The sequence below is a fragment of the Qipengyuania pelagi genome, assembly GCF_009827295.1.
In the GTDB taxonomy this organism is placed as follows: Bacteria; Pseudomonadota; Alphaproteobacteria; order Sphingomonadales; family Sphingomonadaceae; genus Qipengyuania; species Qipengyuania pelagi.
Genome location: NZ_WTYD01000001.1, coordinates 1,625,373 through 1,640,777, shown reverse-complemented (window position 1 = coordinate 1,640,777; position 15,405 = coordinate 1,625,373). Strand labels below are relative to the sequence as shown.

Annotated in this window: 16 protein-coding genes and 1 tRNA gene; 4 read left to right on the top strand and 13 right to left on the bottom strand. The window is 66.8% G+C overall.

What is annotated here, in order from left to right; genetic code table 11:
- Both proB and GRI47_RS08165 read left to right on the top strand, forming a co-directional pair.
- The gene (gene proB / locus GRI47_RS08170) at positions 1-1,119 is read left to right on the top strand and encodes a glutamate 5-kinase (RefSeq protein ID WP_160660777.1); all 1,119 of its coding nucleotides are present in this window, start codon (positions 1-3) and stop codon (positions 1,117-1,119) included.
- Complete coding sequence (locus GRI47_RS08165; RefSeq protein WP_160660776.1) at positions 1,116-2,018, top strand: NAD-dependent epimerase/dehydratase family protein; 903 nt, start codon at positions 1,116-1,118, stop codon at positions 2,016-2,018. Before proB ends, GRI47_RS08165 begins: the two co-directional genes overlap by 4 nt.
- Before the next feature lie 21 nt (positions 2,019-2,039).
- On the opposite strand, the gene GRI47_RS08160 is transcribed toward GRI47_RS08165, so the two are convergent.
- The 9 genes from GRI47_RS08160 to GRI47_RS08120 all read right to left on the bottom strand — a co-directional run bounded on the left by GRI47_RS08160 (position 2,040) and on the right by GRI47_RS08120 (position 10,525).
- Positions 2,040-2,795 (bottom strand): phosphoadenylyl-sulfate reductase, encoded by a 756-nt coding sequence (locus GRI47_RS08160; protein ID WP_160660775.1) that lies wholly within the window; start codon positions 2,793-2,795, stop codon positions 2,040-2,042.
- Positions 2,792-3,208, bottom strand: coding sequence for a DUF934 domain-containing protein (locus GRI47_RS08155; RefSeq protein WP_160661376.1), 417 nt, complete (start codon positions 3,206-3,208; stop codon positions 2,792-2,794). The genes GRI47_RS08160 and GRI47_RS08155 overlap by 4 nt, the downstream gene beginning before the upstream one ends.
- Before the next feature lie 55 nt (positions 3,209-3,263).
- Positions 3,264-4,898: a nitrite/sulfite reductase gene (locus GRI47_RS08150; RefSeq protein ID WP_160661375.1), complete on the bottom strand. Its 1,635-nt coding sequence runs from the start codon at positions 4,896-4,898 to the stop codon at positions 3,264-3,266.
- Positions 4,898-5,194: a DUF2849 domain-containing protein gene (locus tag GRI47_RS08145; protein WP_160660774.1), complete on the bottom strand. Its 297-nt coding sequence runs from the start codon at positions 5,192-5,194 to the stop codon at positions 4,898-4,900. Before GRI47_RS08145 ends, GRI47_RS08150 begins: the two co-directional genes overlap by 1 nt.
- A complete protein-coding gene (cobA, locus tag GRI47_RS08140; RefSeq protein ID WP_160660773.1) occupies positions 5,191-5,949 on the bottom strand; it encodes a uroporphyrinogen-III C-methyltransferase in 759 nt (252 codons plus the stop codon). The genes GRI47_RS08145 and cobA overlap by 4 nt, the downstream gene beginning before the upstream one ends.
- A gap of 97 nt (positions 5,950-6,046) precedes the next feature.
- Positions 6,047-7,132 (bottom strand): mechanosensitive ion channel family protein, encoded by a 1,086-nt coding sequence (locus tag GRI47_RS08135; protein ID WP_160660772.1) that lies wholly within the window; start codon positions 7,130-7,132, stop codon positions 6,047-6,049.
- A complete protein-coding gene (gene metC, locus GRI47_RS08130) occupies positions 7,129-8,331 on the bottom strand; it encodes a cystathionine beta-lyase (RefSeq protein ID WP_160660771.1) in 1,203 nt (400 codons plus the stop codon). Before metC ends, GRI47_RS08135 begins: the two co-directional genes overlap by 4 nt.
- A 31-nt stretch (positions 8,332-8,362) precedes the next feature.
- Positions 8,363-9,208: a sulfurtransferase gene (locus tag GRI47_RS08125; RefSeq protein WP_160660770.1), complete on the bottom strand. Its 846-nt coding sequence runs from the start codon at positions 9,206-9,208 to the stop codon at positions 8,363-8,365.
- A 9-nt stretch (positions 9,209-9,217) separates the two neighbouring features.
- On the bottom strand, positions 9,218-10,525 hold the full coding sequence (locus GRI47_RS08120; RefSeq protein ID WP_160660769.1) for a hypothetical protein: 1,308 nt from the start codon (positions 10,523-10,525) through the stop codon (positions 9,218-9,220).
- A gap of 121 nt (positions 10,526-10,646) precedes the next feature.
- On the opposite strand from GRI47_RS08120, the gene queF reads away from it, so the two are divergent.
- Entirely contained in the window at positions 10,647-11,105 is a 459-nt protein-coding gene (queF, locus tag GRI47_RS08115) for a preQ(1) synthase (protein ID WP_160660768.1), read from the top strand.
- The gene (locus GRI47_RS08110; protein ID WP_160660767.1) at positions 11,105-11,908 is read left to right on the top strand and encodes a DUF1499 domain-containing protein; all 804 of its coding nucleotides are present in this window, start codon (positions 11,105-11,107) and stop codon (positions 11,906-11,908) included. Before queF ends, GRI47_RS08110 begins: the two co-directional genes overlap by 1 nt.
- Here GRI47_RS08110 and GRI47_RS08105 read toward each other — a convergent pair.
- The 4 genes from GRI47_RS08105 to GRI47_RS08090 all read right to left on the bottom strand — a co-directional run bounded on the left by GRI47_RS08105 (position 11,905) and on the right by GRI47_RS08090 (position 15,405).
- Positions 11,905-13,002 carry an NAD(P)/FAD-dependent oxidoreductase gene (locus tag GRI47_RS08105; RefSeq protein WP_160660766.1) on the bottom strand — a complete coding sequence of 366 codons (1,098 nt, stop codon included), beginning with the start codon at positions 13,000-13,002 and terminating at the stop codon, positions 11,905-11,907. The genes GRI47_RS08110 and GRI47_RS08105 overlap by 4 nt on opposite strands.
- Before the next feature lie 106 nt (positions 13,003-13,108).
- A tRNA-Thr gene (locus GRI47_RS08100) sits at positions 13,109-13,184 on the bottom strand.
- Positions 13,185-13,220: 36 nt separating this feature from the next.
- The gene (locus tag GRI47_RS08095) at positions 13,221-14,105 is read right to left on the bottom strand and encodes a hypothetical protein (protein WP_160660765.1); all 885 of its coding nucleotides are present in this window, start codon (positions 14,103-14,105) and stop codon (positions 13,221-13,223) included.
- Positions 14,086-15,405 carry a replication-associated recombination protein A gene (locus tag GRI47_RS08090; RefSeq protein WP_160660764.1) on the bottom strand — a complete coding sequence of 440 codons (1,320 nt, stop codon included), beginning with the start codon at positions 15,403-15,405 and terminating at the stop codon, positions 14,086-14,088. Before GRI47_RS08090 ends, GRI47_RS08095 begins: the two co-directional genes overlap by 20 nt.

Genomic DNA, 15,405 nt, shown 5'->3' with positions numbered 1-15,405 from the left:
ATGGCAATCGAACAGCTTTCCCAATTGCGCAACGCCCGGCGCATCGTGATCAAGATCGGATCGGCCCTTCTGGTCGAGCGCGGCCGACCGCGCGCGGACTGGCTGGCGACGCTCGCCGACGAGATCGCGGAACTGCGCAAGACCAGCGAGGTGATCGTCGTATCGTCCGGCGCCATCGCGCTCGGTGCGGCGAAGCTCGGGCTGGCGAGGGGCGGGCGCGGAAGCCTGGCGGATGCGCAGGCTTCGGCCTCGGTCGGGCAGGTCGCGCTGGCGCGGCTCTGGGCCGACGCTTTCGAGCCGCACGACATCACGGCGGCGCAGATGCTCGTAACGCTTGGCGATCTCGAGGATCGGCGCCGCTATCTCAACGCCGCCGCCACTTTGGGCCGCTTGCTCGAAATGGGCGTGGTGCCGGTGGTCAACGAAAACGACAGCGTCGCCACGGAGGAAATCCGCTTCGGCGATAACGACCGTCTCGCCGCGCGCGTGGCGCAGGCGGCGGGCGCGGAGGCGGTGGTGCTGCTGTCCGATGTCGATGGCCTCTACGATCGCGATCCGCGCGAGCCGGGTGCGACGCTGGTCGAAAGGGTCGATGGCGTGACGCCGGACATAATCGCAATGGCGGGCGACGGGTCCTCCTCCGGCCTCGGCAGCGGCGGCATGATCGCGAAATTGCAGGCCGCGCGCATCGCGGAGCGCGCCGGGATCGCGCTCGCGATCGTCAATGGAACGCAGGAGCGCCCTCTGGCTCGCGCGCTCGACCAGGGGATCGGAACGCTGTTCGTGCCCCAAGGCGCCGAAGGGGCGCGCAAGGCATGGCTGTCGGGCCGCCTGTCGCCGGCGGGCGTGCTGACCGTCGACGAAGGCTGCGTCGCCGCTCTCCAGGGCGGGGCGAGCCTGCTGGCGGCAGGGCTTACCGAGGTCGAGGGCGAGTTCCAGCGCGGCGACCTGGTGGCGATCTTCGGCCCGCGTGGCGAGCGATTGGGCCAGGGCCTGGTCGAATATGCGAGCAGCGAATGTCGCCTGATCCTGGGCCTGCGCGAAGAAGGACAGGCCGAAAAGCTCGGCTATGCGCCCCGCGCCGCCGTGGTCCATCGCGACCACATGGTGCGCGAATGAGCGTGGCGATCACCGGCGCGACCGGGTTCGTCGGGCAGGCCGTTCTCGATGCGGCCAATCGGCAGGGTATCGCGATCAGGGCGCTGACTCGAAGGGCGCAGCAGCCGCGCGAGGGCCTGACCTGGATCGAAGGCGCGCTGTCCGACAGCGCATCGCTGGATCGCCTGATCGAGGGGGCGGAGGCCGTGATCCATATCGCGGGCCTCACCAATGCGCCCGATCCCAAGGATTTCCATCAGGCCAACGTCATCGGAACACGCAATCTGCTGCGCGCCTGTCAGGATGCTGGCGTGCGGCGCTTCGTCTTCGTCAGTTCCCTGTCGGCGCGAGAGCCCGAGCTGTCGCGCTATGGCGCGTCGAAGGCCGAGGCGGAGAAATGGGTCGGGGCGAGCGGGCTCGACTGGACGATGGTGCGGCCCCCGGCGGTCTATGGTCCGCGCGACAGGGACATGCTCGAACTGTTCCGCGCCGCGCGGTTCGGCGTGGTGCCGGTGCCGCCAAGAGGCCGCACGTCGATCATTCACGTCGACGATCTGGCCGAAAGCCTGCTCGCGCTCGGGGCGCGGACGGGATCAGGAGAGATCGTCGAACCCGATGACGGCCATCCGAACGGCTACGAACACGCCGAACTCGCGAAGCTGATCGGGCGCGCGGTGGGCAAGCGCGTCGTCGCCCCGCATTTGCCCGCACCCTTGCTCCATCTGGCAGCAAAGGCCGACCGGGCGCTGCGCGGCGACAAAGCCAAGCTGACCCCCGATCGGGCAGGCTACATGGCGCATCCCGACTGGGTCTGCGATCCGGCCAGGGCACTGGCCGACGAGGTCTGGAAGCCGAAAATCAGCGGGCCGGACGGCCTGAAGCAAACCGCCGACTGGTATCGCGCGCAAGGCTGGCTCTGACGCTGCCGCGACAGGCGGCGCTTACAGGAAGGGCTCTTCGCCCGGCCGGTGGATGCCGCATTCCACCTTGTCCCAGCCCGACCAGCGGCCCGCGCGCGGGTCTTCGCCTTCGCCCACGGGACGGGTGCAGGGGGAACAGCCGATCGAGGGGAAGCCGCGCTCGACCAGCGGATGGCGGGGAAGGTCGTGTTCCTCGAAATAGGCCGCGATCCGGCCAGCGTCCCAATCGATCAGCGGATTGATCTTGAGCCGCCCCTGCGCATCGGACGTGTCGATCTCGAAGCGCGGCAGATTGGCGCGGGTCGCGGACTGGAAGGCCTTGCGCCCGGTAAAGCTGGCATCGTAGCCCGCCAGCGCGGTCTCGAGCGGACGGACCTTGCGGATCTCGCAGCATCCATCGGGATCGTAGGACCACCGGAGGCCGGTCTCGTCCCGCGCTTTCAAATCCGCCAGGTCGGGATAGAGATTGACGAGGTTCAACCCGAACCGCTCCGCCAATTCGTCACGATAGGCGAGGGTTTCGGGAAAATGCTTGCCCGTGTCTAGGAACAGGACCGGGACGCTTGGATCGATGCGCGAGACAAGGTGAAGCAGCGCCGCGCTCTCCGCTCCGAAGCTCGAGACCATGGCGACATCGCCCGCCAGCGATCCCTCCAAAACGGCGCGCAGCCATTCCTCCGTTTCCGCGCCGCGAAACATCCGATTGAGGCGGATCGCGTCGTGATCGGTAAAGCGGGGCCTCGTGTCCAGCCGGTCTATGGCGCGCATCTCGCTCATGCGTGCCGCTTCGCCCAGATCGGCGTTCGCGCATCCGCGGCGCTCTGATAGACCTCCGGCCAGCGCGCGAAGGCGGCTTCGACATCCTCGGCGTCGAGCGGCGCATCGGGATCGAAGGCGTCGAACCCGCAGCGGCGCATATAGGCGAGCTGGTCGACGAGAACGTCGCCCACCGCACGCAATTCGCCCGCATAGCCCGCTTCGCGCAGGATCCGGGCCGAACTGTAGCCGCGCCCATCGCCGAAGGACGGGAAATTGACCTCGACCAGATCGAGGCGTTCGAGATGGGGGATCAGCTCGCGGGCATCGTCGCCCGGCTCGACGCGGACGGCAGCGGCGTTGGACTGGTCGAGGAAGGCATCGACCGTCACGGCGGCGTGTGCGACCGGATCGTCCTCGCGATAGCGCAGCATGGTGTCCGATTCCGGGCCCGTGTCAGGGCCACGGCCTTCGGCGGGGGGTGTCTGGTCAACCATAGAGCGCCTCCTTGAACGGGCCCATTCCGATGCGGCGATAGGTGTCGAGGAAACGCTCTTCGCCCTCGCGTTCGCGTTCGTAGACGGAGGTCACGGTCTCGACCGCGTCCACGATCCCGTCCTCGTCGAAACCGGGGCCGGTGATCTTGGCGAGGCTGACATCCTCCGCCTCGCTGCCGCCGAGCGACAGCTGGTAATTCTCGACACCCTTACGGTCGACGCCGAGAATGCCAATATGGCCCGCGTGGTGATGCCCGCAGGCATTGATGCAGCCCGAAATCTTGAGCTTCAGCTGGCCCAGCGTCGCGGTCTTCTTCGTTTCGGCGAAACGCTGCGCGATCTTCTGCGCGACCGGAATCGAACGGGCGTTGGCAAGGCTGCAATAATCGAGGCCGGGGCAGGCGATGATGTCCTCGATCGTATCGAGATTGGGGCTGCCGAGCCCCGCTTCGTCCAGCGCGCTCCAGATCGCGTGGAGATCGGCCTTGCGGACATGGGGAAGCACCACGTTCTGCGTGTGCATCACGCGCAATTCGTCGAAGCTGTAGCGGGTGGCGAGATCGGCCATGATCCGCATCTGGTCCGCCGTCGCATCGCCCGGAATGCCGCCGACCGGCTTCAAGCTGATGACGGCGGAGACGTAGCCATCCTGCTTGTGAGCAACTGTGTTGCGATCGACCCAGAGGGCGAAATCGGGATCGGAGCGGTCGATATCGTCCTGCGCCGCCTCATCGAAAGCGGGATCGGCGAAGAAGGTCCTGATCCGCTCCAGCTCCGCAAAAGGCGGTTCGACGCCCTGATCGAGCAGGTGCTGGAATTCCTCTTCGACCTGGCTTGTGTATTCCTCCGCGCCCAGTTCGTGGACGAGGATCTTGATGCGCGCCTTGTACTTGTTGTCACGCCGACCGTAGCGATTGTAGACGCGCAGGCACGCCTCGGCGTAAGTCACCAGCTGATCCAGCGGCACGAAATCGCGGATCTGCGGCGCGATCATGGGCGTGCGGCCCATGCCGCCTCCGACATAGAATGCCGCGCCCAGCTCTCCATCGGAATTGCGGACGATGTTGATCCCGATATCGTGCAGCCGCATCGCCGCGCGGTCCTGTTCGCTGGCGATCACCGCGATCTTGAACTTGCGGGGCAGATAGCTGAATTCGGGGTGGAAGCTCGACCACTGGCGCAGCAGCTCGGCATAGGGGCGCGGATCGACCACCTCGTCCGCCGCGGCGCCCGCGAAATGATCGGAGCTGATATTGCGGATGCAATTGCCGCTGGTCTGGATGGCGTGCATCTCGACCTTGGCGAGATCGGCCAGGATGTCGGCGGCATCTTCCAGCTTGATCCAGTTGTACTGGATGTTCTGGCGGGTGGTGAAATGGCCGTATCCCCGGTCGTATTTCTCCGCGATGTCGGCGAGCGTGTGCATCTGCGCACCCGACAGCGTGCCATAGGGGATGGCGACGCGCAGCATATAGGCGTGCAGCTGGAGATACAGACCGTTCATCAGCCTCAACGGCTTGAACTGATCCTCGGACAATTTGCCTTCGAGGCGGCGGCGGGCCTGATCGCGGAATTCCGCGACACGGGCATCGACCATCTGCTGGTCGTATTGGTCGTAAGCGTACATCAGATCACCCACTGGCCGATTTTGGGATCGGCGGGTTTGAGCGTGAGGTCGGGGCGCACGGTCGGGCCGAGCGCGCGGACGCGGTCCTTGATATGGGCCGGGCGGGGGCTGCCTTCGTACATCTCGGCATCGATGGCATAGGGAACGTTGACGCGCCGCGCGGCTTCCTCGCGGCTCGCGATCTCGTCTTCCTGTCCGGTGACATCGACCGCATCCTCTACATGGATCGACCAATCGCTGCCGGTCCACCAGGTCACCGCGCCGGTCTTGAGATCATTGCCTGTGAGCAGCTTCATCGTGCGGCCTCCTCAGCAAGCGCGCAGATCGCAACGTCCTCGCGCGCGGTAACCTCGCCGATGACGATCAAAGCGGGGCTGACGACTTGCTCACGCTCGACCAGATCGGGCAGGCCGGCCAGCGGCGCGCGCAGCACGCGCATATCGGGCCGCGCGCCGTTCTCGATCACGGCTACAGGCATATCGGGGGCGAGCCCGTCCGCCATCAGCTTCTCCGCGATCTGCGGCGCGGTCTTGATGCCCATATAGATGACCAGCGTGCGGCCCTTGCCCGCAAGACCGGCCCAATCCTGTTCGGCGAGCCCCTTGCACTGGCCAGCGACGAAGCTGACGATGCTGGAGGCGTCGCGATGGGTCAGGGCAATGCCCGCTGCCGCGGCCGCACCGTTCGCCGCGCTGACGCCGGGCACCACCGCGACCGGGATGCCAGCTGCGCGGGCCGCTTCCATTTCCTCGCCCCCGCGTCCGAAGACGAAGGGATCGCCGCCCTTCAGGCGCACGACATCGCGGCCCGCGCGCGCTTCGCGCACCAGGAGGGCGTTGATATCGTCCTGAGGCAGAGTGTGATGTGCGCGCCGTTTCGCGACTGAGACCAGCCGCGCATCGGGCCGGGCAAGCGCGAGGATCGACGCATCGACCAGACCGTCATGCACGATCAGGTCGGCGGTTTCGATCAGGCGCGCGGCGCGCAGGGTCAGCAGGTCGGCATCGCCGGGCCCCGCGCCTACGAGATATATCGTTCCGGGTTTTCCCATGCAGCGACAATGCGCATCCGTGCGGTTCCGCGCCAATCAGAATGGATGCGCCGCCGCACAGCAAAGCTTTTGAAATCGTCGCTTTGCGAAGGCGAAGCTAGTCTTCGGCTGGCTTGCTATCCTGCGCTGTCCCGCCAGCCGCATGGCGATCCGCGAGTGCTTCCACCAGCCTTTCGAACTGTTCGTTGCCGCGCAGATTGACGTCGCGCTGCGGGAAGGGGATTTCGATATCGTTGTCCTTGAACAGCCACCACAGCCGTTTCAGCACCTCGCTGCGCACGTTCCCGACCCCTTCTTCGGGGTCTTGAATCCAGCAATGGATCACGAAATTGACCGAGCTGTCGCCATATTCGCTCATCCAGACGGTGGGCGGCGGCGCCTTGAGGACGCGCGGCGCATCGGTCGCGGCCTGGAGCATGAGCTTTTCCGCCAGCTTCATATCGGCATCGTAGCTGACCCCGACATAAACCTGCATCCGCACGTTCTTCGAGGAATAGGACCAGTTTTCGACCTGATTGACCATCAGGTTCTCGTTGGGGATCAGATATTCGCGCTGATCGCGGGTGGTAACGGAAACCGCGCGCACGCCGATCTTTCTGATCTGGCCGAAACTTTCCTGCCCCGCCATATCGGTCACCGCGATCACGTCTCCCGGCTTGATCGACTTGTCCATCAGCAGGATGATCCCGGCGATGAGATTGCCGAAGGTCTTCTGAAGGCCGAAACCGATGGCGAGGCCGAACGCACCTGAGAACACGGCGAGCGCGGTGAGATCGATCCCCAACAGGTCGATCCCGATGAAGAAGGCGCCGGCCCAGACCACGATGGACAGGATCTTCTGGCCCAGCAATTGCTGCGTATCGTCCAGCTTGGTCACGCGCCGCAGGATGCGCTGAAGCATCTTGCTCAGCAGCCAGGCGGCGGTGATGACCGCGAAGATGATGAGGAGGACGACCAGCACGTCCCACAGCGACAGGCGGAAATCGCCAACGCTGATCGCGACCGAATCCACCGCATCGAGGAAACTGCCAACCGTGTCGCTCTTGGACGAAACGGCTTCGCGCAGGCCCTCCGCCGCGGCGACACTGGTCTCCACCTCGCGGACCGGCGGGGCGAGGTTCCAGGCCTGTTCGATCGTTCCGGTGGCTGATGCCGTTGGGGTTGGCGGCGTTGGGGCGGTCATGCGTGATCCATGGCGGCAAGGGCCTGGGTTAGGTCGGCAATGAGGTCGTGCGGGTCTTCGAGGCCGATCGATAGGCGAATGGCGCAATCCTCGCCAGCCTGCCATTCGGGGCGCGGCCATGCCATCCGATCGCGGATCGGGGCGATGTCGATCGGAAGCGCAAGGCTCTCGAAGCCGCCCCAGCTATAGCCGATCCCGAACAGGTCCAGCGCGTCGATCAGGCGGCACCGCGCCGCATCGTCGCGATCCTTGAGGACGAAGCTGAACAGCCCGCATCCGCCGGTAAAGTCGCGGCGCCACAGATCGTGGCCAGGCGCGCCGGGCAGGATCGGGCACAGCACATGCGCGACCTCGCTGCGGTTGCTGAGCCATTCCGCGATCGCCAGCGCGCTCGCCGTCGATTTCTCGAGCCTCAATTGCATCGTGCGCAGCCCCCGCAGGGCGAGGGCGGCATCGTCGGGCGAGACCACCTGGCCCAGTTCCTGCGCGGTCTGGCGCAGCTTGCGATACCAGCGCTCGCCCGCGCTCGCGCTGCCCATCATCAGGTCGGAATGCCCGCCAACATGCTTGGTCAGCGCCTGGACGCTGATGTCGCACCCCCGCTCCAGCGCCGGGAAGCCGAGCGCGGTCGCCCAGGTGTTGTCGATGAGGCTGACGGCGCCTTTTTCGCGCGCGATCCGCGTCAGCGCGGGAATGTCGCACACCTCCATGCTGAGGCTGCCGGGGTTTTCGAGCCAGACGGCGCGCGTCCGCTCGCAGAACAGGCCATCATAGGCCGCGAGATCGAGCGGATCGAAAAAGCGTGCCTCCACCCCCAGGCGCTTGAACAACCCCTTCGCCATCGAGCGGCTGGGATCGTAGGCGTTGTCGGTCACCAGCAGGACGTCGCCCGGTCGGCACACCGCCATCAGCGATCCCGCGATCGCCGCGACGCCGCTGGGGTAGAGCACCGTGCCGTGCGCGCCCGGCTCCAGCGCGGTCAGCGCGTCGGACAGGGCCCATTGGGTGGGGGAGCCACGGCGACCGTAGAAGAACCGCCCGTCCTCGTTCGTGCGCGGCCCTTCGCGCAGCGCGGCGCAGTCGGCATAGAGATGCGTGCTGGCGCGATAGACGGGCGGATTGACCACATGCGGGTCGCGGCTGCGGCCCGACACGGCGAGCGTGGTGGCGGCGGTCAGTTCGGATGTGTTCGATCCCATCGCTCTCTTCGACAGAAAGCGACCGCAATAATCAAGAGGCGGGCCCGGTTTCCTTGGGCGTATCCGGGTCCGCGCCCCATTCGGCCCAGCTCCCGTCGTAGAGCGCGAAATCGTCCCGCCCGATCAAGTGAAGCGCGAACAGGACCACCGAAGCGGTCATTCCGCTGCCGCAGCTGGCGACAATCGGACGGTCCGGATCGAGCCCCGCTTTCGCGACCGCCGCGCGCAATTCGGGGATCGGACGATAGGTCCCGTCATCGCGGAACAGGTCGCGGAAGAACAGGTTGCGCGCGCCGGGAATATGGCCGCCGGGCAGGCCATGGACCGTGTCGATCGTCGCACCGGTAAAGCGATCGGCGTCGCGCGCGTCGACGACCTGTTCCTCGCCCGCGTCAATATTCGCGAGGATGTCCGCTTTGCTGCGGACGATCGGGCGCCGCGCGCCGACAGCATACTTGGCGGGCTCCGGCGCGACCGGGTCGCTTTCAACCGGGCGCCCTTCCATGCTCCATTTGCCCCATCCCCCATCGAGGATCGCGATCCGTTCGTGCCCGAACAGGCGGAACATGAACCAGGCACGCGCCGCGCTCTTGATCGCCGAATCATCGTAGAGAACGACGCGGGTTTTCGCTGTCACCCCGAGCGCCCCAAGCCTTTCGGCCAATTGCTCGCCCCTCGGCAGAGCGCCCGGGACCGAACTGTCCCGATCGGTCAGGCTGGCGAGGTCGAGGAAGCGGGCGCCGGGAAGGTGCGCGGTCCGGAAATCCTCCAGCGGAACGCGCTCCACGCCGGGCAGATGGCGGGTCGCGTCGAGCACGACCAGGTCCGGTTCGCCGAGATGGGCGGCAAGCCAGTCGGTCGAGACGAGCGAATCCATCAGCAAGCTCTAGGCGGTCGGCAGCGGGCGGTCGAGCACGCGCTGGGCCAGCGGCTCCCATGACCGCAGCCCTTCGTCGAGGCGGAAGGGTTGCAGGCGGCTCGATCCGCTTTGCGCCAGCTGCCCGACCGCGAAGGTCCGCGCGAAGGGCACCGCATCCTTGGCCGTCGCCCGCAGCCGCATCAGCGGGACGAGCAACGCGGTGTTGCCCTGCCGGATCACGTCCGCCTGGGCGAGCGGGATCTGGACGCTGCCCTCGAAACGGGCGGACTGGCCGGTTGCAAGCCGACCGAAGACATGGCGCGGCGTCAGCGGCGTGTTCTCGTCCAGCACCTGCTCGTCGACCGGCCGCCCCCCGCTCGCCGAACCGAGATCGGCTTCGAGGACGACCTCGTTCAGCGCCGCAGCGCCGCGATTGAGGATCGTGGCGCGATAATACAGGGTGGCCGCCATGACGCTGCGCGACAGGCGCAGAGGTTCGAACCGGACGCTGATCGGCGTGCCGTTGGACGCCTCGGTCATGGCGGGGATGGGCACTGGCGGGGCCTCCGCCGGAGGGATTGCTGCCGCCGGGGCCGGTGCGGGTGTGGGTGCGGGCGCCGGTGCGGCAGGCGCGACCGGCTCGGGCTGCGGGGCCGCCGGCTGGGCAGGCTCACGCCGGACGCGCGGCGGTTCGATCGTCGGAACCGGAGCGTTCGCCTGCCGTCGCCTCCAGATCAAGGCCGCACCGCCCGCGACAAGCGCCGCCAGCGCGGCGGTCCACCACAGATATTCGCTGTCGTTCGCGGGCTCCTCGACCGGAGCGGGCTCGGGCGCATTCGTAACTACCGGACCGGGTTCGAACGGTACTGGGGTGGAGCTATCGGTTTCGCCGATTTCGGGCGAGGTTTCAGGGCTCGGTATCGGCGTCGGAGCAGGGGGAGGAACAGGCGCGGGGCTTTCCACCACGCTCGGCTGCGGCCTCGGAATGCGCGATGGCGTCGGCGTCGGCGCTGGTGTGGGCGCAGGAAGGCGCAGGGTCGGACTTGGCCGCGCCGTCGGCGTTCGCGTCGGCGCAGGCGCGGGGCGCGGGGTCGGCGTTGCGCTCGGCCGCGCGGATGGGGTGGGCGTCGGGATGGGCTGGACGGTCGCACGGGGCGTCACCGGGCCGCTCTCGCTATCGACCGGGCCCTGCACGGTCGGGCTGGGACTGGGGCTGGGCGTCGGGTTCGGCGGAAGCTGGAAATCCTGCACCGATTGCGCCTGCAAGACGCCGGGTTGCGAAGCGGCGGCGAGGACGAACAGCGGCAGGGCGGCGGATGAAAGGAAGCGGGTCATGAAAAATTCGGTTCGGAATGGGGAGGCGAGGAGGTCGCGGTGTGGCGCTGAATAGGGAGTGAAGCGGCCCCTTGCCAAGCTCTCGCTTGCGCCGAAGGGCCGATGCGGGCAGAGGCGCGGCATGGGCGACACACCAGAACCCAAGTTTCTCGGCGCGAACACACCGCTTCCCGCATCCCCTGAAGCGGCGGAGCTTGATTACGTGCCCAATCCGCGCAGCGGCGAACTCTACATGGTGCGCTTCGCCGCGCCGGAATTCACTTCGCTCTGCCCGGTCACCGGCCAGCCCGATTTTGCGCACCTCGTTATCGATTACGCGCCCGGCGAAACGATCGTCGAGAGCAAGAGCCTGAAGCTCTTCCTCGGCAGCTTCCGCAACCATTGCGGGTTTCACGAGGATGTGACCGTCGGCATCGGCAAGCGCCTGTTCGACGAAATGGCTCCGCGCTGGCTGCGGATCGGCGGATATTGGTATCCGCGCGGCGGCATTCCGATCGACGTGTTCTGGCAGAGCGCGGCGCCGCCAGCGGATTTGTGGCTGCCCGATCAGGGCGTGGCCTCCTACAGGGGAAGAGGGTGATGAGCGATCTGAAGGCGAACCTGCCGAAATACGCTTTGTGGGCGGCGCTGGCGCTGCTCGTATGGCTCGCCATCGCCGTGTTCGGACCGAAGATCGGGCTGATCGGCTGGAAGACCGGTTTCGGTTTCATGACCGTCACGGCGGGGCCGTGGCTGATGGGGATCGTCGCTATCTTTGCGCTGATCGCCCTGTTCGTCGTCTGGAAGGGCACCCCGCGCGGGCCGGTCTGGAAAGCCGGGCTGGCGCTGGCCATTCCGGTCGTCCTGTTCATGGGATTGCTCTCGGTTCGCGCCGCCGGAGAGGCCGCGCCGCCGATCCACGACGTTTCCACCGATGTCAGGAATCCGCCCGCCTTCTCGGCGCAGACGATGCAGATGCGCGAGGAATGGGGCGCGAACCCGATCGTCGATTACGGCACACCTCTGGGCCAGCTCGACCTGTGGAAGGACCGTGTCGACGGCGATCTCGCCGTGCAGAACCATGCCGATGTCATCGCCGCGAACTACACCGAGCTGCGCCCGATCCCGGTCGGCAACGCCACGCGCGAACAGGCGATGAACGCCGTGGTCGCGGCGATGGGTGAGATCGGCCTCGACGATATCCGCGCCGACAATGCGACCGGAATTGTCGAGGGCGTGGCCGAGACCTTCGCCTATGGCTTCCGCGACGATGTGGTGGCGCGCGTCACCGACAGCCGCATCGATCTGCGCTCGGCGAGCCGGGTGGGGGTGAGCGATCTCGGCTACAACGCCGAGCGAGTGCGCGAATTGTCGGAAGCGATCCGTAAAAGGCTGGGTAGCTAGGGCTGTGCGAAGCGCGCGATCCAGCGGCGGTCGAGCCAGTCCTTGAGCCGCCGCAACCAGCGCGCCTTCAGGCCGAACGGACCGTAGCTGAGGATGCTCGTCCCCCGGCAGGTGTTGAACAGGTAGAAATCTCTTCCGAACGGTGAGTAGGTCGCCAGATCGCTGCGCCCCTCGGTCAGCCGCCGCAAATTTGTCGCCAGCACCGGCCCTGCATAGACTGCGTGCACGCCTGAATGGCGAACCTTTGTATCGGTGCGCCGCGCCACGTCGCCTGCTGCGAGGATATATGGGAAATCCTCGACCTGCTGGGTCGGGCCGACGCGGATGAAGCCGTCCTCGTCGACTGGAAGCCCGCTTGCGCGCGGCCAGGACGGCGCGCCGCTGCCGACCGCGGCGAGGATCGCGTCGAAGGGTTCGAGCGCCTTGTCTCCCACCATGAGCGCGCCGTCGGCAAAACGCGCTTCGCCGGTGAGAATGGTGATATCCTGTCTTTCCAGCTCGCGCGTCACGATGCGGCGCGCAGCGTTGGGATGACCGGGGATGAGGCCGTGCTCGCCCGCGATCAGCACGACATCCGGTCGGCCATCACTGTTGCGCGCGCCGAAAGCCAGTTCGATACCACCTGCTCCCCCGCCGATGACGGCGACACGGTGCGGCGGGAAGGGGTGCTCGACACTGTCCCAGCTTTCCATGAAGGCGTCGATCGGGCGGATGTCGATCAGTCGCGGATCGGCTCCGACAAGCTTTTCCGCCCGGCCAGCACCGCCGATGGCGATGGAGCAGAGATCGAAAGCGATCCGCTCGCCCGTTTCGAGCAGGATCTCGCGGTTCACGGGATCGAGCCCGACCGCGCAGCAACGCCGCCAGTCGATCCGCGCCGCGCGAACCAGCGGATCGAGCGCGATCCGGGTTTCCTCGCCGCGATATTCGCCTGCCATCCAGCCCGGCACCATGCCCGAATACTGCATCGCGTCGCGCGGCTCGACGAGGATGGTGCGCGCGTGGGGCGGGCCGTGCTTCAGCCAGTCGTCGATCACACCGAGATGAGCGTGACCCGCCCCGAGCAGGACTATAGTTGGGCGGTCGTTACTCATTCGAGAACCGGTCCGCGACCAGCGGACCGCAAGCGCGACCGCGCGCCCGCAGCGATCGAAGGAAGCGAGGAAATCGCGTTCGCGGAGGCGAATGCGCAAAAAAGAATGGTGCCGGTTAGAGGATTCGAACCCCTGGCCTGATGATTACAAATCAACTGCTCTACCAACTGAGCTAAACCGGCCCGATGCGTCGGATGCGCGAGGGAAACGCCCTTCGATCATAGCGCGCCGAAAGTCCAGCCCTCGGTTCGCGCGATGGATGGGGTGAGATCGGCGGGATTCCAGCGGCGCGCATCGTCCGCGACCATGCGCAACCACGCAGCGGTCAATAGCGCGTCCGACGAATGATCGTCGATCGCCCCTTCTCCCACAACCGTCGGCGATCCGAGCGAAACGAGCGCACGGTTCAGATCCGCGAAGCTGCGCATCTTGGCGCGCGCCGCGCTGCGCCCCGCTTCGCGTGCGGCGAGGCTGGTATAGATTTCAACCGCGACCGAGCCGGTATCGGGCAGCGGATCGATCGGCCAGACCGGAAGATGGCCGCGCAGGCGGTTCAGCATCCGCATACCCGTCAGGCTCGACTTACCCACCTGCGCCGCGCCGACGAGGTTGAAGTTCGAATAGGGCTTGCACCCCATCCGGGCCTGCGCCCGTTCGGTGACGCGGAAGCGCCCGCGCCCGTGTTCCGCCCCGTCACAGTGAAACTGCGCGCCGGTATCCGCCCCATCGCGGAAAAAAGCCGCGAACGCCGGGTGCGAGACGAACGACCCGGCTTCGAGATGGGGATCGTCTGCGCATACCGCGTCGATCCGGGCCCATAGGGCGGGCGCGTCGGGCGGGCTGTCCGCAAGACCGGGGAAATAGGCGCCGCAATCCGCGAAGGGGAGTGCGATTCCGAGGTCCATCCCGACCAGCGTATCGGACGGCAGATCGTCGCGCAGCAGGGCGAGCACATCCTCCCGCCCCCAGCCACGCCCGCGCTCTACCAGAAGCGGCGGGCCGCCCGCGCCATCGGCAAGGGCGAGCGCGATGCCCTTCTGCCGCCGCCCCTTCGCGCCCGACCAGTCAATGGCGAGGAAATGGCTAAACCGCTTTGCGATCACGCCGCAATTTGTCCCAATAATCCAGGCGCTTCTTCACCTCGCGCTCGAACCCGCGATCGACCGGTTCGTAATAGGTCTGCGCGTCCATCTCCTCCGGCCAGTAATCGTCGCCCGAGAACCCCTCTTCGGCGTTATGATCGTAGGTGTAACCCACGCCGTATCCGATCTCTTTCATAAGCTTCGTCGGCGCGTTGAGGATGTTTTGCGGCGGCATAAGGCTGCCGGTTTCCTTCGCGTTGCGGAAACTCGCCTTCATTGCCTTGTAGGCCGCGTTCGATTTGGGCGCGGTGGCGAGGTAGATGCAGGATTGGACCAGCGCCAACTCCCCCTCGGGCGAGCCGAGGAATTCGTAGGCGTCCTTCGCCGCCATGCATTGGACCAGCGCCTGAGGGTCGGCCATGCCGATATCCTCGACAGCCATGCGCACGAGGCGGCGGGCGAGAAAGCGTGGCTCCTCGCCTGCGGTCAGCATTCGCGCGAGGTAATAGAGCGATGCCTGCACGTCCGACCCGCGCACCGCTTTGTGGAGCGCGGAGATGAGATTGTAATGCCCCTCGCGATCCTTGTCGTAGACCGCAACGCGGCGTTGCAGGAAGGCGCCGAGTGCCGCCGGATCGAGCGGCGCATCGAGTCGGGCGTTGTAGAGCGTTTCCGCCTGGTTGAGGAGGAATCGTCCATCGCCATCGGCACTCGCCACCAGCGCATCGCGGGCCGGACCGGTCAGGGGGAGGGGGCCTTCCAGCTCCTCCGCGCGAGTCAGCAATTGGCCGAGCGCCTCGCGGTCGAGCCGCTGGAGGATCAGGACCTGCGCGCGGCTCAGAAGCGCGGCGTTGAGCGCGAAGCTGGGGTTCTCGGTCGTCGCGCCGACCAGCGTCACCGTGCCGCGTTCCACGAAGGGGAGGAAGCCGTCCTGCTGGGCCCGGTTGAAGCGGTGGATCTCGTCCACGAACAGCAGGGTCCGCTGCCCAGCATCGGCGGCCTTGTCGGCGGCGGCGAAGGCTTTCTTCAGATCCGCGACCCCGCTGAACACCGCGCTGACGCTTTCGAACCGCATCCCCACGCTGTCGGCGAGGAGGCGCGCGATCGTCGTCTTTCCCGTGCCGGGCGGGCCCCACAGGATCATGCTGGACAGGCGCCCCGCCGCGACCATGCGCCCGATCGCGCCTTCGGGCCCGGTCAGATGATCCTGCCCGATCACCTCGCCCAGATTGGCGGGGCGCAACCGGTCAGCGAGCGGGGCATCCTCGCGAACAGGTTCGGGGCGTGATGGGGGAAGCTCGTCGGCGAAAAGGTCGGCCAT